The organism is Sphingomonas sp. Leaf242, assembly GCF_001422045.1.
In the GTDB taxonomy this organism is placed as follows: Bacteria; Pseudomonadota; Alphaproteobacteria; order Sphingomonadales; family Sphingomonadaceae; genus Sphingomonas.
In genome coordinates, this window is sequence record NZ_LMLW01000012.1 from 57,209 (window position 1) to 77,072 (window position 19,864).

Below are 19,864 nucleotides of genomic sequence, written 5' to 3' on the forward strand. Positions count from 1 at the left end.
TCAGCTGCATGGACGGCCTGAAAGGCGAGGATAGCAATCGGCCAGCTTCGACCGGATCAACACCGAACTGCTGAACGTCATCGAGACCTGATCCGCGCCGCCGATGGCGAACGGCATCGACACGTCGGAACCGAGCGAGCATCGTCCCGAGCATCATGCAGATCGACAGCAAAGACCGGACAATGCCTGCCATGACTCGCGCCGAGCTATCCCGCTGCCGATGAGCGCAGAGCGACCCGTTGCTTGCGGCGTATCACGACGCCGAATGGGGCGTGCCCGAACGCGACCCGCGCGCGCTGTGGGAAAAGCTGATGCTCGACGGATTTCAGGCCGGGCTGGCCTGGATCACGATCCTGCGCAAACGCGACGCATTCCGGGCTGCTTTCGCAGACTTCGATCCGGACATCGTCGCGCGGTTCGGCGAGCCGGACATCGCGACGATGCTCGGCAACGCCGGTATCGTCCGCTCCCGCGCCAAGATCGCGGCGACGATCGGCAATGCCCGCGCCTATCTCGCGATGCGCGACACCGGCGAGGATTTCGGTGGCTTCGTCTGGAGTTTCGTCGATGGTACGCCGGTGATCGGCGACGGTGCCAAGGCGCTGACCCGCTCGCCTGCCTCCGAAGCCCTATCCGCGGCGCTCAAGCAGCGCGGGTTCAAGTTCGTCGGCCCCGTCATCGTCTACGCCTCGATGCAGCCCTGCGGTCTCGTGAACGACCACGAGACATGCTGTTTCCGTCGAGCCGGATCATGAATGCACCACTGCCGGGATCTGGCGACCACTCTCATTCAGGGACCCTACGGACCATAGCTGTTCGCTATCCCGGCAGGGCGATCGCCGCGACGATGGTGGCATCCAGAACCACCGTTTAGGCGACAGCGCGATGATGCCGCTGACGCTGTTCGCGTCACGCCGCTCGTCTGGCCGACCTTGCTGACGCTGCTGCTGTACGGCGCGCTGGGCGGATTGCTGGTGTTGCTGCCGTATCGGTTGATCGTCGGCGGCGGATACACACCGACCCAGGCGGGTTTCGCGTTGCTCCCCTTCTCGATCGTGATCGGCACCGCATCGGGGTTCAACAGCGCTATCCCACGAACCCGCGGCTTGATCGCAACGGTGCTGGCGCGTGCCGTTGTCGCCGCATCGGTAGTACAGTTGACTAGTGCGTTCCATACCGCAGCCCTGCTGACAGAACGTTCGCGGTAACGGCAGGCATCATTGCATTTGCGACACTCGGTCAAGAGCATGGCAGGCGATAGCCTTACGTTTGGACCTAGAAGCGGATATTCACGTCACTATCCCCGCTGCCCAACTTCGGACGCTGGTTCACCTTTGCGATACGACCAACTTTGACGCCCGGCTATCCACTCTAGAATGTCTTGACGGGAAGCAAAGCGGACTGGCCGGTTTTCGCGGAGTTCCCGCAGAAATAACCGCCGCCTATCTGCGTTCGGTCCCACGCGGAAAGTGCGGTCCTTCGACGACCCGCGCCTGCATGTCCGCCCAGAGCGCCGACTTGCCTTGCTCAATCATTCTGCAGGCCTTGGACAGCCCGGCATCGGTCATGCCGTGTGTCGCTGTAATCACGTTGCGAGCCGCGGGCTGATCGAAGCGGAAGCTATGGTCACGGGAGGCAAGCGCAATAGAAATTGCCCTATCGTAACCTTCTTTGGTCAGCGGTATGCGGTTCTCTAGCATGATTGCATGGATCAACTCGTCGCTGAGCACGCAGCGGATAGAACCGGAGCCGCCTTGTGTATCGAATAGCCGTATCCGGACGACTGGCGGTGACGTTGAACCGGCTCCCGTTTCCATCGCCCAAGCGAACTGATCTTCTCGCTGCAAGCCCTTGGATCCGCACGATGTGATAACAAGGGCGCATGCGGCAAAGGTCCACCGCAACTGCGCTAACCTGATTCTCATCCTATAACGATGTCAGGCTTTGCGCACGAAAGCTACGCCAGTTCTCAATCCGCAAATTTGATGCGTCAGCGTCCGCAGTTGGGCCGCTGTGGGGAGGAAAACGGCCCGTCCGCTATTGGGAAGGCAGATGGCGTTAGCAGACGTCGCATGACGCTGCGGCCTTTCTTAAAAGGGATCAAACTTCGGGAAACGTAACGGGCACAGAATAGTCCCACGCGCACGGCCTCAAACCGCCGGGGCAGCGATAATCTTACGCGACGAAGTACATCCTCAGCTGGACTGTCGCATTCCCCTCAGCGTCGCCTTACGGCGGAACAATAAGCCACCAACTATGAGGACAATCACGATACCTACCGGCATCTTTACCAACCAGAACCTGTCATCGCTGCCAAGATCCCAAGGCCAAGCATGACAGCTTGAGGCACCTGGCGAATATCCACATGCCAAATTTGACAGGTAAACGTAGAACAGGATCGCACAGCCGCTGACAAAGGCCGACAAGGCAAAAAGGAGATTGGACAGGAGTCGCATGTCGATGGTCTGCTACAGCGTGACCACTACGGCAAGGGCGTGCTGTCTTGATGGGGCTGCAGGGCAGTTACCCGCGCCACCGCAAGCAACAGCAACGCTGCCCATGGCAATGCGCCCGCGCCAAACCCGTCTAGCAAATACCCGCCGACAACCGCACCGCCGGCGATCGCTAGGTTCCAGGCGGTGACGATCATGGCTTGCGCGATATCCGCCGACGCGCCCGCTGCGCGTGCGGAAGCGGTCTGCAACACGGTCGCTGCGCCACCGAAGCCCAGCCCCCAGGCTGCAGCCGCCACGTAGACGCCGATAGGTCCGACGGACGCCGCCAACAGCATCGCGGCGCTGGCGAACAGCACGATGCCGACGCCGGTCAGCAGGCGGAGATGGCGGTCGACCAGCATCCCCGTCAGCACGATGCTCACCAGCCCGGCCACACCGAAGGCGAGCAACACGCGGTCGATCTGCGCAGGCATGCCGGCCCGTGCCAGCAGCGGTGCGATATATGTGTAAAGGATGTTGTGCGCGAGGACGAAGGCAAGCGTCAGAAGCAACACCGGACGCACGCCGGGTAGCACGAAGACACGCCCCAGCGAGGGGCGGTCCACCGCGTCCTCGCCCGGAAAATCCGGCAGTCGCAGCGCCATCCAGCCTGCCAGCATTACGGCAATCGCGCTCAGCAGCACGAACGCCGTACGCCACCCCGCCAGAGTGCCGAGCATCGTTCCGGCGGGGATTCCGATCGACAATGCCAGCGGCGTGCCGGCCATCGCCACCGCCATAGCGCGTCCGGCCATGCGATCGGGCGCCATGCGGAGGGCATACCCAGCCAGCAACGCCCACAGCAAACCCGCCGATACCCCGCCGACGAAGCGTGCGACGAGCGACACGACGAAGCTGCCCGTCATCGCCGTCAGCAGATTGGCGACGGCGAACCCGGCTATCGCACCGATCAGCAGCGGGCGTCGTCGCCATTGTCGAGTCGCGGCCGTCAGCGGTATCGCGGCGAGCAGCGACCCGAGCGCGAAAACGCTGACCCACTGCCCGGCCAGCGCCTCGCTCACGCTGAAGCTGCGCCCGATCTGCGGCAGCAGACCGGCGGGAAGCGCCTCTGTCAGGATGGTGACGAACCCCGCGGCGGCCAAGGCAAGCAGCCCTGACAACGGCAGTCGATCGGATGCGGATGTCATGCGGCGACCGGCGGCAGCACGAGGTCGCCGACGGTATAGGTATGAAATTCACTGCTCGAGACGGCGTTCAGCTGCTCGAACTTCTCGACGAAGACGGAGTCCGAGAAAAACAGCGCGACATCGCCGGGGTCGGAAATGGCTTCGACGTTCACGACGGTCAGGCCATCGGTGCTTTTGGCAAGGTTGCTCCAGAGAAGCCCAGGCTTCCGCTCGGCAACATCGTGGACGACGTCCTGGATGATACGGAACGCCTCGTCCGGCTTGCCGCGATGGGTGTGGATGACATTGACGATGAACGTCGTCGGCGTGGGTGAATGTGTAAACGTGGCGGCCATTTCGCGCTCCTGATCGTGCCTGGAGAGCCGGAGTTAGGCCAGTCGGCGAGGGGGAAAAACGGGCCGCTGTTCCGATGACTGCGGAACATCGTTCCGATATGTCGGCTCGATGGATCAGTTCGTTGCACTTACCGCATTCGTCCAAGCTGCCGAGACCGGCAGCTTCGTCGCCGCCGGCCGTCAATTGGGACTGACCGCATCTGCCGTCGGCAAGGCGGTCGTGCGGCTGGAGGAGCAATTGCAGACGCGCCTGTTCCACCGGAATACCCGCAAGATGGCGCTGACCGAGGAAGGGCGCATGTTCCTCGAGCGATGCCGCCGCATCCTGGCCGAGATGGAAGCGGCACGCGCGGAATTGGGCCAGACTCATCCTACACCGCGGGGCAGGCTCCGCGTCAGCCTGCCGCTGGTTGCGATGTTCCTTGCGCCGGTATTGGCCGACTTCATGGCCGCATATCCCGAGGTCCAGCTCGATCTGGACTTCAGCGATCGGCTGGTCGACGTAATCGATGAAGGCTTCGACGCCGTAGTGCGGACGGGATACCCCACGGATAGCCGGCTGATGAGCCGCAACGCCGGGCGCTTCCGGCTACTGCTAGTTGCCGCCCCCGCCTATCTGGCCGAGTACGGCAGCCCGGCGTCGCCGCAGGATCTGGCAGCCCACCGCTGTCTGCGACAACGCTCACCCAGTACAGGCAAGCTCCGCCCCTGGCCCCTCGCCGGGGCTGCATCGGTCATACCGGAAACGATGAGCGCCAACGTGGTCGATCCCCTGATCCACTTGGCGATCGCTGGACACGGCATCGCCTGCCTGCCGCCGTTCTCGATACGGCAGGAAATCTTCGACGGTCGGCTCGTGTCGTTGCTGGAACAGCATATCCACGCGTTCGATCAGTTCAGCGTATTGTGGCCAGCCAGTCGCCAGGTCACAGCGCGGTTGCGGGCGTTCATCGACTTCATGACGTCCCGCCTGACACTGGAGCAACCGTCGAACCGATGTCAGTGACGGCACGTTTACCGACGCAGTCCCTCGACATCATCTATGGGGCCGTAGCGAAGTCGCGCCTGACCGCGTCGAGCGAGATCGGCGAGGCAGGCAACACGAAGCGCGACGCCGGTATGCGCGCGTGGTCGATCGTGTCGAGCGTCATGCCGAGGAAGACGAGCGGCGCGCCCTTGTCCAGCATACCCTCCATGAAGGCCCACGGGTTTTCGGTGCCGAAAATGCCGTGCATCGTGCCGATCGACGCGGCGAACTGCTTGCGCATCACCGCGGCAAGCGGCACCAGGGTCGGATCGTCGCTGACGACCAGATAGGGTTCGTCGTCGCCCCCGCTCTTGCCGTCGAAGATCAGGCCATAGGCCACCCCCTTGCGCCCCCGGATGCTGACCGGGCCGCGTGCCACGAGACGCGCGTCGGCCTCGCTCTTGTGCGGCGACGATCGCACATTGGGCTTCACCTGTTCGATCATCGCGGTGGCGACGTCCTCCTGCCGCATGACCGTCGGCCCGGCAGCATTGGTCTCTACGAGATAGTCTCGCCCCGCCCTGGTGAGGAAATAATGGGAAGCGTCGCCGATCGTCACCCGGAAATCGCCCTTGGTGGCGATCTCTATCGTCATCATTCTGTTGTCGTCGGAACCGACATAGTGCGCCGTCATGTCGGCAAAGGCAGGACCAGCCCATGCCACCGCAATGACGGCCAGAAACGCAAACCCAAGCTTCATGTCTCGTCCGTTGGTAAAAGGGGAACCGGGTGCACCCCGTAGCACAAGCCGGACCTCTACGCTGGTCACCGCTACCTATCCGAAACAATATATGCAACTCATTCGCATTAGCTTAATTGCCGCCGCATCAAAAGGGGTACGCAAGCATGAGGCTTCAAACGACGCGCCGATTTTCGCGCAACGCCGCATTAGGGGGACTGACCCTAGCGATACTGGCGCCGCTCCCGGCCCTCGCGCAGGCGATCGAGCAGGCCACCGTTCCGACGGGCGACACCACCGGCGCCGAGATCATCGTCCAGGCCAGCCGGTCCGCGGACGGGTATCGGCCGACGGATTCCTACGTCGCATCCGGGGTTGCAGCCGATGTCCTCAACACGCCCCGTTCGATCAGCATGGCCAGCCAGCAGGTCCTGCAGGACCGCGGCGTCGTCAATCTCGAACAGGCGATCAAGACGTTGCCGGGCGTCAGCCAGGACAACAGCTTTGGGGGCACGCAGGACAGCTTCAACATCCGCGGCTTTCGTGTCTATTCCTCGGTCGCCTCGACCAACCCGGGCATCCTGATCGACGGCGTGCGCGGCGCGATGGCGAGAGGCTTCCAGGCCAATACCGACCGGGTCGAACTGCTCTCCGGCCCCTCGGCGATGCTCTATGGCCGCACCGAGCCCGGCGGCGTCATCAACATCGTCCGCAAGCAGCCGCTCTATACCGCGTATCGGGCGTTCGAGGGCAATATCGGCAGCTATGGCCAGTACCGCGCGGTCGGCGATCTGTCGGGACCGATCGGCCAGCTTGCCGGTGGCGAAACCGCCTACCGCCTCGTCGTCGCCGGTGAGAAGCAGGATTATTGGCGCAACGTCGGCCACGACATGCGTAACCTGCTGATCGCGCCGTCGCTCGGCTGGCGCGGCGACAAGGCGCAGCTGGTGCTCGCCTACGAGTATAACGACAGCACCGCGCCGATGGATCGCGGCACGATCCTGCAGAACGGCAAGCCCGTCGCGGTGCCGGCGAAGCGCAGCTTTTCGGAGGATTTCTCGCGCTATCACAGCGTCAGCCATTTCGTCCGCGGCAATCTCGATTACGAGGCCACCGACTGGCTCACGCTGCGGACCCGCGCGGCGTACATGAACTACCTCACCTCGGACGTTCAGGTGAATGCGTCGCGGCTGAACGCGCAGGGCGACCTGACGCGGTTCGTCCTCGCCAATCGTCACGGCCGACAGGAAAACACCTATCTCCAGGAGACGGGCGTCGCGACGTTCGCCACCGGCGCGCTCAAGCATGAACTGCTGTTCGGCGCGGACTATCGCTACCAGAACCGGCGTCAGGCGGGGCAGGACATGTCCGACATCCGCGGCGGCTTCAACATCTACAATCCCGTCTACGGACAGCGTTCCGAGAGCGATGCCGTCGCGCAGCCGAGCGATGGCTCGTTCTTCGTCAACCGCAGCCGCGAATGGGGCGTCTTCGCGCAGGACAGCGTCACGCTCGGCCGGCTGACCGCGGCCGCCGGACTGCGCTGGTCGCACATCATGCAGTTCGGTGCGGCGCAAGGCGAGGTCAGCGACGATTCCAGCAAGGGCGTGTTCCTGCCGAGCGCATCCCTGCTCTACCGTGTGACCGATCGCGTCAGCGTCTATGGCAGCTACAGCACGTCCTACCATCCGAACGCATCGGTGCCCGCCGCCGGACCGGTCCCCGCCTCGGGACCGTTCGCACCCGAAAAGGGCGAAGGCTGGGAAGCGGGCGCAAAGGCCGAGTTCTTCGGCGGCAAGCTGCTGACGACCGCCGCTTTGTTCCGGATCGACAAGACCAACGTGCTCACCACGTCCGACGACGTTACCTCGACCGCGGGCAGCGTGCGCGCGCAGGGCGGCGAGCTGACGGTCTCGGGTCAGGTCACGCCGGCGTTCAACCTGACCGCCACCTACACCTATCTCGATGCGAAGGTGCGCGACGATCCGACGCTTAGCGGCAATCGCTTCGTCAACGTCCCCAACAACAAGGGATCGATCTTCGGCACGTACGAGATCAGGTCGGGTGCGCTCAAGGGACTGGCGGCGGGCTCGGGCGTCACCGCCTCCAGCCGGATCGCCGTCGACACCGCAAACTCGGCATTCCTGCCCGGCTACGCGACGGTCGATGCAGTGCTGCGCTACCGGGCGCGGCTGGCCAACGGCATAATCTACCGCGTCCAGTTGAACGCCCGAAACCTGCTCGATAAAAACTATTATCCCTATGCGAACGGCGTCTACCGGATCGGCGTCGGCGAGCCGCGGACGGTGATGCTCACCGGCAAGATCGAGTTTTAACCGCGTGGCGGGTCCCGCGCGAGGCCGTCGGATATGGCTCAAGATTCACAAATGGATCGGCCTGAGCTTCGGATTTCTGTTCGTGTTCGAAGCCGTGACTGGGTGCATCCTGGTGTTCCAGCACGAGATTTCGGACGCGTTCGATGCGCCCTACGCGGCGGTCGGCGCACCCGTCGGCGTGGGGGTCGATCGCGCGGTCGCCCTCGCCCGCGCGGCCAATGGCGGCGGCGACCTGGCGCTGGTCGGGTTGCCCGCGTCCAATGCCGATCATGCCTACCGTGTCCTGATCGCCAGCCAGGACCACACCACTCGCGAGCTCTTCGTCGACCCGAGTTCGGGCCGCGTCGATCGCGACCATCAGCGCCCGGTCGGGGCGGTGCTCAAGTTCATCTGGACGCTGCACAAGCGGCTCGCCGTCCCGCTGGCCGGGGATCTGCTGATCGCGGTCAGCGGTCTAGTCCTCGTGCTCTCAACCGTTTCCGGGCTGGTGCTGTGGTGGCCGAAGCCTGGAAAATGGCGCAAGGCGCTTGCGATCAAGAAGAACGCCACGCTGCCGCGGCTGACCTTCGACCTGCACCGTGTGCTGGGCGCCGTGCTGGCCGTGATGTGCCTGCTCTGGGGGATCTCGGGGACGTACATGATCCGTCCGTCGTGGATCGTCGGGCTCCTTCCGATCGATACGCGCCCGCGCAACGAACAGACCGTGCGCACCGCGCCGCCGGCGAAGGCCGAGCCAATCAATACGCACCAGCCGCTAAGCCCAACCGCCATAGCGCGTCTCGCTAGCCAGGTGCCCGGCACCACCGGGACCTATCTGTTTTCCCCGGAAGACCCGACCGACTGCGCGTGGCAGGTCCGCCTGAGCCGGCCCGACGACCGCGTCCGCTACGTCGGGTCCGCAACGGTGACGGTGAACGCCTGCACCGGGACGATCACCGGAATTAACGACGAACGCGGCGACGTCTCCAGCCGCATCTTCTACTGGCTGCGTCCGCTGCACTCGGGCGAAGCGTTCGGGATCGTCGGCAAGATCGTCGTCCTCATCCTCGGTTTGGCATTCCTCGCCATCGGTATCGCCGGCATCTATCTCTGGTGGATACGGCGCGGCGCGCGAAAGTTAAGTGCCAGATCCCGGTCGCGCGCCCGCCGGCTTTGATCGGCAGGAGCGCGCTCGTGATTGCCGACGGGGTCGTTCCCGCTGGAATTTCAGCCTCGACACTGTCCGTCGAACAGCGTCATCGTCCGGCCCCCTACCCACACCTGCGCCTGTTTGTCCTGTGAGACATCGATCCGTCCGTCGCGGCCGATGCACGAACCTTGCGCGGCGACGTAGCGATCGGTCGCCCGGCCGCTAGCGAACAGCCATTGCCCGACCGAAGCGTTGAGGCTGCCACAGACCGGGTCCTCGATCAGCGCGCTGTGTGCATCGCTGAAGATCGCGCGAATCTCGAATTCGGCGTCGCTGCCGGCCGGGTGCGGACCGACGATGCCGATATCGATGCGGCGGGAGTGATACCGCGCATGGTCGACCGCGAGCACCTCAGCGGCGGAGGCAAGCATCACCGCGATCCACCCGGGACCATTGTCGACCCACTGTGCGTCTACGATCGCGGTCCGTTCGATCCGCAGCAGCGCGGCCACTTCCGCGATCTCCGCCTCGGTCGGTGCACCGCTGCGAACTAGCGGCGGCGCTGCGAATGCGAGCCGACCGTCGTCGCGTTTGACCTCGACGAGCCCGACGCCACACTCCTGCAGGACCACGCCGTCGCGTTTCGGAATGCCCCCTGCCTCCAGCCACGCGTGACACGTCCCGAGCGTCGGATGTCCGGCAAACGGCAGTTCGCGCGCAAGCGTGAAGATGCGGACGCGGTAGTCCGCCTGGACGTCGGTCGGTGCCAGCAGGAAGGTGGTTTCCGACAGATTGAGCCAGCGCGTGATCCGCTGCATCTCATCCGTGGAAAGCCCTTCGGCATCGGCGATGACCGCTAGCGGATTGCCGGTGAACGGAGCGGTGCCGAACACGTCGACGAGCTTGAAGGGTCGGGTCATGAGCGGTTCTCCGATGCGTGGTGGGCCTGCCAGGCTTGCGACAGCAGCGGCGCGTCTACCCGGCGGACCGCACCGTCGACCGCCTCGCGCCAACAGGCACTGGCTTCGACTGCCCTCGTCACTTCGCGGAGACTGCCACCGGAACCGCCGCAGACCGCCATCGCCGCACGACCGATCCGCTGCAACGCGCGCAGCGCCAAGGTGGGCGTGGTCGCTGACACATCGGCACGCGCTACCGTGACGGCATAGCGGGCGGGGCCGACCTTCACCTCCTGCGCCATCACCGGCGTGGACAGTGCGGCAAGGATCGATGCAACGGGAACGATAGTCTTCATGATGGCCTCCTGTGCGATGACCGATGCCGAATTGCGGCTGGCCCTGACAGGGACGGATGCGTACGATCGGGCCGAACTGTATTGGTCAAGAGAACGGTACGATGGCGACGAACATGCAGGACACGCGAACCGGGCAGGTCATGCACGTCATCCGCGATCGGATCGAACGGCGGACACTGATGCCCGGCTCGCGCCTGCCCTCGGTCCGCGCGATGGCCGAGACGATCGGGTTCTCCAAATCCACCGTGGTCGAGGCGTATGACCGGCTGGCCGCGGATGGCACGATCCGGTCGCGGCCGGGTTCGGGCTTCTACGTAGCCTCGCCGCTCGCCCCGCTCGCGCTCGACCGGCTGGGTAGCGCGGTAGAGCGCGAGGTCGATCCGTTGTGGATGCTGCGCCAGTCGCTTGCCAATCAGTCGTCGAGCGAGGGTGGCAAGCGACTGATGCCAGGATGCGGCTGGCTGCCCGACGACTGGCTTGCGGGCGATGCGATCCGCAAGGGGCTGCGCGCCGCCGCACGGGATACGGGCGATGGCGCGCTGACCGGCTATGCCTCGCCGCAGGGATCGCTGCCGTTGCGTTCCCTGCTCGCCAGACGTCTGGCCGCACAGGGCATCGACGCCGCGCCCGACCAGATCCTGCTGACCGACAGTAGCACGCATTCGCTCGATCTCGTCTGCCGCTTCCTGCTTGAACCCGGCGACACCGTGCTGGTCGACGATCCGTGCTATTTCAACTTCCTCGCTTTGCTACGCGCGCACCGGGTCAAGGTGGTTGGCGCCCCGATGACGCCAACGGGGCCGGACGTAGCGGCGTTCGCAGCCGTGCTGGCGGAGCACCGCCCGCGCTTCTACCTGACCAATTCCGCGGTCCATAATCCAACCGGCGCCACGCTGGCGGCAGCGACCGCGCACAAGCTGCTGAAGCTCGCAGACGCGCATGACCTGGTCGTCGTCGAGGACGACATCTTCGCCGATTTCGAACACACGGTCGCACCCAGGCTCGCGGCATTCGATGGGCTCGACCGCGTGATCCGCATCGGCAGCTTCTCGAAGTCGCTCTCCGCGGCCGTCCGCTGCGGCCATATCGTCGCGCGGCCAGACTGGATCGAGGCGCTTGCCGATCTGCGGATCGCGACATCGATGTCGGGCAACCCGCTGTCGGCCGACCTGCTTCACGGCGTCCTGACCGACGGCAGCTATCGTCGGCATGTCGAGACCGTCCGTGCCCGGCTGGCGCGCGCGATGGCGCAGACGGCGAAGCGACTCCGCGCGGTCGGGATCGAACCGTGGATCGAGCCCGACGCTGGCATCTTCCTCTGGGCGCGGTTACCCGACGAAATGGACGCGGTCGCGCTGGCCCGCGCTGCGCTGGCGGAAGGCATCGTACTCGCGCCCGGCAACGTGTTCAGCACCAGTGGCGCGTGGAGCGACTATCTTCGGTTCAACGTATCGATGTGTGACGATGAAGCGCTGTTTGCGTTTCTGGCGAAGGCGTGACGCGCTGCCGCCCAAGGCTAGTGATAATTACTATTCACTGACGGGCAGCAGACTGTCGACCATGTGATTGACGAACTCCCGAACCTTGGCGCAACGGTGGCAACGTCGTGTTCCGTGTGACCCTTCCGGTCGTCCGCGAGGCTTTTCCTCTACCAGTTTTCGGTATTCGTCATGCGATAAACTGACCGTTTTTGATCGCGATCTGACGAGCAAAAACGTGGGGGACATGATCATCGCCAACCTGTCAAATGTCCGTTCCGGCTAGTCGAACCGGCGTCGAGCGTTACGGTTGCAGAAATGGAGACAAAGAGGACTGCCAACTCCCCGGTAGCGCAGGCGAGTGCCCGACCGATCACGCTTCGGTAGGTATGAGATGCCGGCGCAAGCACCCTTCTATGCGGCAGCACCCGCCTCAACGGCACCAGAGCGCGCCGCTGGCCAGGTGAGGGTTGGCGCAGGAACCCGCGGTAAGCGGCATCGGCGACTCGGGATGCCAGAGGCCCGCCCGCCGCTGGAGGTTCGGCATCTCGGGATCGATCACCGCTAGCGTTTTGCCGCCCCATAGCGCGTTGCACTTCGATAGCGCATCGCCTCCGCATAGCACTTGTCCGGCCCGATCCGGCTCACCGTCATCCAGAAGCCGAATGGCGCATGCTAGGTGCAAGGTCGATGGTGCGCGCGGCCACCGGCGCCTCGGATCGGGCGGTAGGCACGGCCTGTCCGCCCGATCCCGCGAGCGCGGTTGCGATCCGCGATTTTATCATTTCTGTCGAAAGTCTCCGCCCCGCGCCACAGTCTTCCGGCAGCGCCAGCACCGCCTTAGCCACCCGGCCCGCCATCCAGATCGCCAACGCACTGCGCCTCGGGATCGTCTACCGCCTTCTGCTTCAGGTCTTGCGCCTTCGTGGTCACCCCAGGGAACAGCATGTCGGGATCGATCTTGTAGGTACGGATCAGGCGAACCACCCAGGCATAATGGCGTGCGCCTGTGTCGCAGCTGCTGCTGCCGCCGTCGCTCTCGCCCCACACCTCGCGCCACGGCATCCGTGCTTTCTGGGTAAGGATGGTTCGAAATCCGCCGACTTCGCCCTGACCCTGAATATAGGCGATTGCTCGCGGTGCGTTACGAAAGACGCGAAAGTCTCTGATGCGGAAGCGCGCCTCCGGCCGCGCGTCACCGTGGTGCAGCACCTTCAGAATGGCCCTTCGTTCGGGGCTGCCCGGCGCGGGCGTGACGACGGTGGGCCCGCTTGCAGGTGCCAGGACGAGAGCGAGAAGCAACGTCGCAGTGTTGACCAGAAGGGAAGAGATCATGCTGTCTGCTCGTATCAGACTTCGGGCGGCGGTGGACCGGCCTTGATGCGATCGTGCCGGGGCTTTCGGTCGTGGCGATCCGTATCGCTCTCCCGGTAGCGATGCCGTACAGCCAAGGCCCCAACTCCTTTTGCTCGACAGGCTTCCCATGCACGGCCTCCGCTTTCTTGCCGGGATGTTTTTCCTTCTAGCGCTGCCAGCGAGCGCGACTGCCGCACCCGAGACGATGTATGAAGGGATGGTCGGCACCGCCCGCGTCGTCCTGTCGATCGAGGAAAACGAGGGGGAGGTGTCCGGCCAGTATTTCTACCGGACGTCGCGGCTCGACATCGATCTTTCCGGCAAGATTGCGGGTACCACCCTGCGCCTGGAATCGCGGACGACGGGCGATCAACTGGTCCTGACCCGGCAGGGGGCCAACCTTACCGGTGCGCTGACGACGTCGAAGGGGCGGCGCCTGCCGGTGAGTCTGCATCCCGCGGGCGTTCCGGTCGGGCTGCCGACGACCTGCCGCCCAAGCTGACCGCCTATGAGCGCTGGCATTTCGCCGGGCTCCGCTTCACGCCCGCGCAAAGCGAGACGATCGGCGGCAGGACCATCCGCTGGTACCGCGAGCCGCTGTCCGGCATCCGGCTGTTCCGGCTCGAACGCGGCTATGCTGCACCGGCGATGGCTGCGGTCAACCATGCGTTTGCCCGCAGCCAATGGCAGAATGTGGCAGCGTGGTTCGCCTGTACCGACATGGGCGGGAAGCCCGGCATCGAGGTGACGCAGGCGGACAAGCCTTGGCTCGGTGTCAATCACATGAGCTATGTGTGGACCACGAGCTGGAGTTGTGCCGGCGCCGCGCATCCGGATTTCGGAACCCAAGGCTACAGCTATGACATGCGCACCGGGCACGCGCTGACGCTGGACGAATTGCTGCACTTCGGATCGGGTCCCATTCCTGATGAAGACAGCGACGCCTGGTACAAATATCGCGGCAAAAGCTTCGCTCCCGGCGTGGTCGCGTTGCTCAAGCGCTATCACCCAGACGAGATGGCGCCGCCGAGCACGAGCGATGACGACTGCAATTATGCGGACCCGGAGGTGTGGCAATTCCCAGCCTGGGCTCTGTCGGACAAGGGACTGTGGCTCGGCGCCTATTTCGCACGAGCGCAGCGGCCGTGCGACAGCCCGGATTGGGCCATCATTCCCTGGTCCGCGCTGGACCTCCCTCCCGGCAAGCAACCCTAGCTGACACGGCTTGCCGGGCTGCACGAGTGCTTCTCCGCTGCCTTGGCCTGATGGCAGCGCACTTGATACCCCTAGGACGTCTTTAGCGCTCCCCAGAATACCAAGCCTGCGCTCGGCTGAGGCACGATGGAACGGTGCGAGACTACCGCACGAGAAAAAGCACGGCTAATCTGTGCCGTGTAGGACAGCATGAGACCGGTTGATCTAGGAAGTTGGCGGAGAGGGTGGGATTCGAACCCACGGTACCCTCGCGGGTACGCCGCATTTCGAGTGCGGTACATTCGACCACTCTGCCACCTCTCCGCAGGTCATCCAAGGCGCTGCGAACAGTTCCTCCGATCGGTCGAAGCGCGGCCTCTAATCAAGTGCCCCTGGGGACGCAAGCGGATTTCGAGGTTCGGGGAACCGTCGGGCGCGTTTTCCTTGTGCAGCGCAAAACAGACCCTAGATTGGCGGATATGCCCCGACACGACAGTATCGCTCACGACATCACCTGCCCGCTTATTCCGGCCGAGGTGATCGCACCGCCGATCTCGCATGCGAATTTCTCGATCGGCGACGTCGTGCGGCACCGGCTGTTCGACTTTCGCGGGGTGATCTTCGACGTCGACCCCGTGTTCGCGAACAGCGACGAATGGTATGCGGCGATCCCCGAGGACATTCGTCCGCGCAAGGACCAGCCGTTCTACCACCTGCTCGCGGAGAACATGGAGTCGAGCTACGTCGCCTATGTGAGCCAGCAGAACCTGGTACCCGACGATAGCGACGAGCCGGTCGACCATCCGGCGATCGATGGGCTGTTCAGTGAGTATGCGGATGGTCGGTACGCGCTGCGGCAGGTTCATCGGCACTAGAGGCGAATCGCGCTCCGTCATGCCGGGCTTGTTCCGGCATCCACCGTTGCGCTTGATCATCGGCCGTCGATTCGCGGAACCGTGGCCCCCGGAACAAGTCCGGGGTGACGGAGTGGCGGTGATTGCCCTACCTAAACCACCCCTTCCCGCCCCTTCGCGGTTGACAACTCTCCCCCCCTCGCTTAGCTGCCCGGCTTCTTCCGGCGGACCCTGCGTTCGTGGGATACACGTATTTGGAAAGTGACAAGGGCCATGTTCGCAGTCGTGCGCACGGGCGGCAAGCAGTATCGCGTCGCCGCCGGAGATAAGATCGTCATCGAGAAGATCGAGGGCGATGCAGGTGCGTCGGTGACGCTGGGTGACGTTCTGCTGGCGGGCGAAGGCTCCGAGCTGCGGTCCGTCGAGGGCTTCGTCGTCGCTGCAGAGATCATCGCGCAGGCGAAGGCGGACAAGGTCATCGTCTTCAAGAAGCGTCGTCGTCATAACTATCGTCGTAAGAACGGCCATCGCCAGCAGCACACGATCCTCAAGATCGTGTCCGTGGGTGGCCAGACCGCCAAGCATACCGAGGCTGACGCCCCGGCCGCTCAGGCATAAGGAGTAGCTTCAGATGGCACATAAGAAAGCAGGCGGCTCTTCGCGCAACGGTCGCGATTCGGCCGGTCGTCGCCTCGGCGTCAAGAAGTTCGGTGGCCAGGCGTGCGTCGCCGGCAACATTCTCGTGCGTCAGCGCGGGACGAAGTTCTACCCGGGCACGAATGTCGGCATCGGTACCGACCACACGCTGTTCGCGCTGGTCGATGGCCGCGTCGTGTTCAGCCAAGGCAAACTCGGGCGCAAGTTCTGCTCGGTCGAGCTGGCAGCGAACGACGTCGGCCAGGATGCTGGCGACATGGCAGCAGCAGCCGAATAACATCGGGTAACCATCCGGGTTGCCCACCAGGGTGACCCGGGTCGCGAAAGCGAACCTGAACAAGGGAGACGGGTCACCCCGGCTCCCTTTTTTATTGCTCCCTCCCCGCGGCTGTCGCGGTCCCGTCATCCCGACGTGGCATGCGCGCAGCCAATGACGCGATAGGAGAGAGCCGTGTTCGCGCGCACCAAGAGACTGACGTTGCGGCCGGGTTGGCCCGAAGATGCGCCTGCATTGGCGCGGGCGATCGGCCATGAGAGCGTGGTCGCCAAGTTGGGCCGCGTGCCCTGGCCGTATGCGCTGGGCGACGCCGAGGCGTTCCTCGCTTGCCCCCGTGGAGCCCATGAGCCGCGTTTCCTGATCGAGACGATGGAGTTGGGTGAAACGCGACTCGTCGGCGGTATCGGGATCAGCGATGTCGATGGCGGTTCGGCAAACCTCGGATATTGGTTAACCCCGAACTCGTGGGGTCGCGGCTATGCTACCGAGGCAGGTCAGTCCGTGGTATCGATGGCGCGCCATGCGCTCGGGATACGCCGGCTCACGGCGGCGCATTTCGTCGACAACCCGGCGTCGGGGCGTGTGCTGGCGAAGCTCGGGTTTCGGCCGACGGGGCGGATCGAGCCGCGGACGTCGCGCGGGCGTGGGGGTGAGGCTCCTGCGGTGATGTTCGAGCTGGATCTGGATGACGACCGATGTGCGCCGATGCCGCTCGCGGCGTAAGTCCGAGACTGGCCATCCTCTAAAGGTACACCACCCCGGCGAAGGCCGGGGCCCAACTGGAAAGGTCGCAGTAACGGAGCGATGACCTCCGTTCACAGCGTCCCCCAATTGGGCCCCGGCCTTCGCCGGGGTGGATTGATGTCAAAGGGCGGTCTGCGATCATGTTGTTCATGCCGCGACATCCTGACGAAAGTCAGGATGTCGGGTAACGGGTGCGGTCGTTGATGGCTCTGGATCCTGACTTTCGTCAGGATGACGGGAGAAGGTTTAGGCCACCGCCACGGCCGCCGCCCGCTTCGCAACCGGCAGCACCGCCGCCTCGTACTCGCTCTCCGCCAGCCCAATCAGAGCGCGATCGTCATGCTTCCACGGGTGAAACCCCGGCAGGAAATACCCCGCCCAGACGCCGGCGATCTTGCGCGCCATCCCCGGATTGCCGAACGCGTACCACGCCATCCGCGCCCACACCTTCGGTCCGGTAAGCCCGTCCTGCCGCAACAGTTCCGCCATCCCCCGTGCGCGTCCGGTGAAGAAGCGCCACGTCGTGATCAGCATCACCAGCGACTTCACCCGCCAGCGCGTGAAGCGCGGCCAGCCCCGCGTTGCATGCAGCCACGTGTCGTAGGCGACACCCTTGTGCTCGATCTCCTCTGCGGCATGCCACAGCCACAGCGCTGCCGCCTGCTGGTCGCCGCCCGCGAGGTGTTTCGGATTCGCGATCAGTTCATGCGCCAGCATCGCGGTGAAATGCTCGAGCGCGGTGGTGGCGGCGAGGCTCGCGATCTCCGGGCGGCCCTTGGTCAGCGCCAGTGCCGCGTCGACATCGACGATGAGCGGCGCGACGTCGTACCCCTGGTCCGTGACGTGGCGGTTGAACGCGACGTGCTCGCGGGTGTGGATCACCTCCTGCTTGATGAAGGCGTTGATCTCGGCGTGAAGTTTCGGCGGCGTGCCTTCGCGGAACTTCCGGACGCTGTCGACGAAATAGCCCTCGCCCTTCGGAAACGTCACCGACAACGCATTGTAGAACGCCGTTGCGATCGGATCATCGTTCAGCCACCAGCGGCGAATCGCGGCACCGCGGCCGAAGCGGCGGTCGCGCGGGGTGATCGTCAGATCGGCAGGCGTGGTTGCTTTCGCCACGGAAACCTCCAAACAGGAATGAACACTCGTTACTTACATTGATGTAAATAGGTTTCCCGGTCCGTGACGTCAACACCGCGCAAGCGCCTCTCCCCCACCGAATCACGTGAAGCCGCCGTCGAGGCCGCGCGTGCGCTGCTCGTCGAGAGCGGCCCCAGCGCCGTCACGCTAAAGGCCGTGGCAGGCCGCGTCGGGCGCACGCACGCCAACCTGCTGCATCACTTCGGCTCGGCGGAAGCGCTGCATACCGCGCTGATCACGCGGATGGCGGCGGACATCGTCGGCACTATAGGTGCAGCGGTTCTGCGCGTGCGGGCGGGCGAGCTTGATCCGCGCGAGGTCGTCGAGATGACCTTCGATGCGTTTGGCAAAGGGGGCGCGGGGGCGCTGGCGAGCTGGATGATCCTGTCGGGCAATACCAATGCGCTTGATCCGATCCTGACCGCGATCCACGACCTCGTCGACGAGCTGGCGGAGGGTGACATGCCCGGCGATCAGCCGATCCAGGAGCAGACGCTGACGCTGGTGCTGATGGCGCTTGGCGACGCGTTGATGGGGGCACCGATGGCGCGCGCGCTGGGGCTGCCGGTCGGCAAGGCACGCGAACTCGCGCTCGATGCGCTGCTCGCCAGCAAGGACGCCGCCGCCCCAACCAATTGCTAACGTCGCCGAATCGCAGAGGGTGGAGATTTTCGCCAATTTCGCTATGGGGCGGCGATGCATTTTCTAGACCAAGCCAAGATCTACGTACGTTCGGGTGAGGGCGGCCCCGGTGCCGTCAGCTTCCGCCGCGAGAAATATATCGAATATGGCGGCCCCGACGGCGGCAATGGCGGCAAGGGCGGCGACATCGTATTCGAATGCATCGCCGGCCTGAACACGCTGATCGACTTCCGCTACACGCAGCATTTCCGCGCGCCCCGCGGCTCGGGCGGGTCGGGTTCGAACCGCACCGGCGCGGGCGGCAAGGACCTCGTCATCCGCGTTCCGCTCGGCACGCAGGTGCTGTCGGAAGACAAGGAGGAGGTGCTGATCGACTTCACCGAGGTCGGCCAGCGCGAAGTGCTGTTCCGCGGCGGCGATGGTGGGCGTGGTAACGCGAGCTACAAGACGTCGACCAACCGCACCCCGCGCCAGCACGGTACCGGCTGGCCATTCGGCGAGGCGTGGGTGTGGCTGCGGCTGAAGCTGCTCGCCGACGCGGGGCTCGTGGGCTTGCCGAATGCAGGCAAGTCGACCTTCATCAACCAGGTGACGAACGCGCAGGCCAAGGTCGGCGAATACGCCTTCACGACCACGCGGCCGCAGCTGGGCGTGGTGCGCCACAAGCAGCGCGAGTTCGTGGTCGCGGATATTCCGGGGCTGATCCAGGGTGCTGCCGAGGGCGCGGGGATCGGCGATCGATTCCTCGGGCATATCGAGCGGTGCCGGGTGCTGCTGCATCTGGTCGATGCGAACGACCGTGACGTGGCCGAATCGTACCGGATCGTGCGCGACGAGCTCGAGAATTACGGCGAGGGGCTCACCGACAAGAAGGTGATCGTCGCGCTGAACAAGATCGACATGCTCGATTCCGAGCTGATCGCGGCGTTGTTGGCGGAACTGGCAGAAGCCAGCGGTGCCGAGGTGATGGCGATTTCGGGGGCTAGTGGCGCTGGGATCGAAGCGGTGCTGGACCAGCTGATCGAGGCGATCGGACCGGCCCCGGGCGCGGCGAAGGAACTGGAAGAAGGCGAAGTGCCGGTCGCATGGTCGCCGCTCTGACGTCTTGCTTAGCC

Annotated in this window: 22 protein-coding genes and 1 tRNA gene; 14 read left to right on the plus strand and 9 right to left on the minus strand. The window is 64.6% G+C overall.

What is annotated here, in order from left to right; all coding sequences use genetic code 11:
* The first annotated feature begins 239 nt into the window (after positions 1-239).
* Positions 240-755, plus strand: coding sequence for a DNA-3-methyladenine glycosylase I (locus ASF09_RS17650; RefSeq protein WP_156359419.1), 516 nt, complete (start codon positions 240-242; stop codon positions 753-755).
* Between the two features lie 177 nt (positions 756-932).
* Positions 933-1,208, plus strand: coding sequence for a hypothetical protein (locus ASF09_RS17655; RefSeq protein ID WP_060527404.1), 276 nt, complete (start codon positions 933-935; stop codon positions 1,206-1,208).
* A gap of 234 nt (positions 1,209-1,442) precedes the next feature.
* Here ASF09_RS17655 and ASF09_RS17660 read toward each other — a convergent pair whose 3' ends face one another.
* The 3 genes from ASF09_RS17660 to ASF09_RS17670 all read right to left on the minus strand — a co-directional run bounded on the left by ASF09_RS17660 (position 1,443) and on the right by ASF09_RS17670 (position 3,978).
* Complete coding sequence (locus ASF09_RS17660) at positions 1,443-1,730, minus strand: hypothetical protein (RefSeq protein ID WP_060527405.1); 288 nt, start codon at positions 1,728-1,730, stop codon at positions 1,443-1,445.
* Positions 1,731-2,482: 752 nt separating this feature from the next.
* On the minus strand, positions 2,483-3,643 hold the full coding sequence (locus ASF09_RS17665) for an MFS transporter (RefSeq protein ID WP_060527406.1): 1,161 nt from the start codon (positions 3,641-3,643) through the stop codon (positions 2,483-2,485).
* Positions 3,640-3,978 (minus strand): hypothetical protein, encoded by a 339-nt coding sequence (locus ASF09_RS17670; RefSeq protein ID WP_060527407.1) that lies wholly within the window; start codon positions 3,976-3,978, stop codon positions 3,640-3,642. Before ASF09_RS17670 ends, ASF09_RS17665 begins: the two co-directional genes overlap by 4 nt.
* Before the next feature lie 109 nt (positions 3,979-4,087).
* Between ASF09_RS17670 and ASF09_RS17675 the strand changes: the two genes are divergently transcribed.
* Positions 4,088-4,984 carry a LysR family transcriptional regulator gene (locus ASF09_RS17675; protein ID WP_060527408.1) on the plus strand — a complete coding sequence of 299 codons (897 nt, stop codon included), beginning with the start codon at positions 4,088-4,090 and terminating at the stop codon, positions 4,982-4,984.
* Positions 4,985-5,018: 34 nt separating this feature from the next.
* Here the strand turns inward: ASF09_RS17675 and ASF09_RS17680 are convergent, their stop codons facing one another.
* The gene (locus tag ASF09_RS17680; protein ID WP_060527409.1) at positions 5,019-5,705 is read right to left on the minus strand and encodes a hypothetical protein; all 687 of its coding nucleotides are present in this window, start codon (positions 5,703-5,705) and stop codon (positions 5,019-5,021) included.
* A gap of 146 nt (positions 5,706-5,851) precedes the next feature.
* Between ASF09_RS17680 and ASF09_RS17685 the strand changes: the two genes are divergently transcribed.
* Complete coding sequence (locus ASF09_RS17685; RefSeq protein ID WP_060527410.1) at positions 5,852-8,020, plus strand: TonB-dependent siderophore receptor; 2,169 nt, start codon at positions 5,852-5,854, stop codon at positions 8,018-8,020.
* A 4-nt stretch (positions 8,021-8,024) separates the two neighbouring features.
* Entirely contained in the window at positions 8,025-9,176 is a 1,152-nt protein-coding gene (locus ASF09_RS17690) for a PepSY-associated TM helix domain-containing protein (RefSeq protein ID WP_060527411.1), read from the plus strand.
* A 50-nt stretch (positions 9,177-9,226) separates the two neighbouring features.
* Here ASF09_RS17690 and ASF09_RS17695 read toward each other — a convergent pair whose 3' ends face one another.
* Together ASF09_RS17695 and ASF09_RS17700 are read right to left on the minus strand one after the other, a co-directional pair.
* Positions 9,227-10,069 (minus strand): PhzF family phenazine biosynthesis protein, encoded by an 843-nt coding sequence (locus ASF09_RS17695; protein WP_060527412.1) that lies wholly within the window; start codon positions 10,067-10,069, stop codon positions 9,227-9,229.
* Complete coding sequence (locus ASF09_RS17700) at positions 10,066-10,404, minus strand: UrcA family protein (protein WP_060527413.1); 339 nt, start codon at positions 10,402-10,404, stop codon at positions 10,066-10,068. The genes ASF09_RS17695 and ASF09_RS17700 overlap by 4 nt, the downstream gene beginning before the upstream one ends.
* A 113-nt stretch (positions 10,405-10,517) precedes the next feature.
* Here ASF09_RS17700 and ASF09_RS17705 point away from each other — a divergent pair, with 113 nt between their 5' ends.
* Positions 10,518-11,903, plus strand: coding sequence for an aminotransferase-like domain-containing protein (locus ASF09_RS17705; RefSeq protein WP_235529881.1), 1,386 nt, complete (start codon positions 10,518-10,520; stop codon positions 11,901-11,903).
* An 819-nt stretch (positions 11,904-12,722) separates the two neighbouring features.
* Here the strand turns inward: ASF09_RS17705 and ASF09_RS20470 are convergent.
* The gene (locus tag ASF09_RS20470) at positions 12,723-13,217 is read right to left on the minus strand and encodes a hypothetical protein (protein ID WP_156359420.1); all 495 of its coding nucleotides are present in this window, start codon (positions 13,215-13,217) and stop codon (positions 12,723-12,725) included.
* A 175-nt stretch (positions 13,218-13,392) separates the two neighbouring features.
* Here ASF09_RS20470 and ASF09_RS17715 point away from each other — a divergent pair, with 175 nt between their 5' ends.
* Both ASF09_RS17715 and ASF09_RS17720 read left to right on the plus strand, forming a co-directional pair.
* Positions 13,393-13,740 (plus strand): hypothetical protein, encoded by a 348-nt coding sequence (locus tag ASF09_RS17715; RefSeq protein WP_156359421.1) that lies wholly within the window; start codon positions 13,393-13,395, stop codon positions 13,738-13,740.
* Positions 13,741-13,886: 146 nt separating this feature from the next.
* Entirely contained in the window at positions 13,887-14,453 is a 567-nt protein-coding gene (locus ASF09_RS17720) for a hypothetical protein (protein WP_060527417.1), read from the plus strand.
* 213 nt (positions 14,454-14,666) lie between these two features.
* Here ASF09_RS17720 and ASF09_RS17725 read toward each other — a convergent pair.
* A tRNA-Ser gene (locus ASF09_RS17725) sits at positions 14,667-14,756 on the minus strand.
* A 155-nt stretch (positions 14,757-14,911) separates the two neighbouring features.
* Here ASF09_RS17725 and hspQ point away from each other — a divergent pair.
* The 4 genes from hspQ (at position 14,912) to ASF09_RS17745 (ending at position 16,943) form a co-directional block, all read left to right on the plus strand.
* The gene (gene hspQ / locus ASF09_RS17730) at positions 14,912-15,307 is read left to right on the plus strand and encodes a heat shock protein HspQ (protein WP_060527418.1); all 396 of its coding nucleotides are present in this window, start codon (positions 14,912-14,914) and stop codon (positions 15,305-15,307) included.
* A gap of 252 nt (positions 15,308-15,559) precedes the next feature.
* On the plus strand, positions 15,560-15,904 hold the full coding sequence (gene rplU, locus ASF09_RS17735) for a 50S ribosomal protein L21 (protein WP_060527419.1): 345 nt from the start codon (positions 15,560-15,562) through the stop codon (positions 15,902-15,904).
* Between the two features lie 13 nt (positions 15,905-15,917).
* The gene (gene rpmA / locus ASF09_RS17740; protein ID WP_060527420.1) at positions 15,918-16,220 is read left to right on the plus strand and encodes a 50S ribosomal protein L27; all 303 of its coding nucleotides are present in this window, start codon (positions 15,918-15,920) and stop codon (positions 16,218-16,220) included.
* Between the two features lie 174 nt (positions 16,221-16,394).
* Entirely contained in the window at positions 16,395-16,943 is a 549-nt protein-coding gene (locus tag ASF09_RS17745) for a GNAT family N-acetyltransferase (RefSeq protein WP_235529882.1), read from the plus strand.
* Between the two features lie 267 nt (positions 16,944-17,210).
* On the opposite strand, the gene ASF09_RS17750 is transcribed toward ASF09_RS17745, so the two are convergent.
* A complete protein-coding gene (locus ASF09_RS17750) occupies positions 17,211-18,086 on the minus strand; it encodes a metal-dependent hydrolase (protein WP_082444429.1) in 876 nt (291 codons plus the stop codon).
* 63 nt (positions 18,087-18,149) lie between these two features.
* Between ASF09_RS17750 and ASF09_RS17755 the strand changes: the two genes are divergently transcribed.
* Positions 18,150-18,749, plus strand: a complete 600-nt coding sequence (locus tag ASF09_RS17755) for a TetR/AcrR family transcriptional regulator (RefSeq protein ID WP_060527422.1) — start codon at positions 18,150-18,152, stop codon at positions 18,747-18,749.
* Between the two features lie 54 nt (positions 18,750-18,803).
* Complete coding sequence (gene obgE / locus ASF09_RS17760) at positions 18,804-19,850, plus strand: GTPase ObgE (protein ID WP_060527423.1); 1,047 nt, start codon at positions 18,804-18,806, stop codon at positions 19,848-19,850.
* Positions 19,851-19,864: the final 14 nt, after the last annotated feature.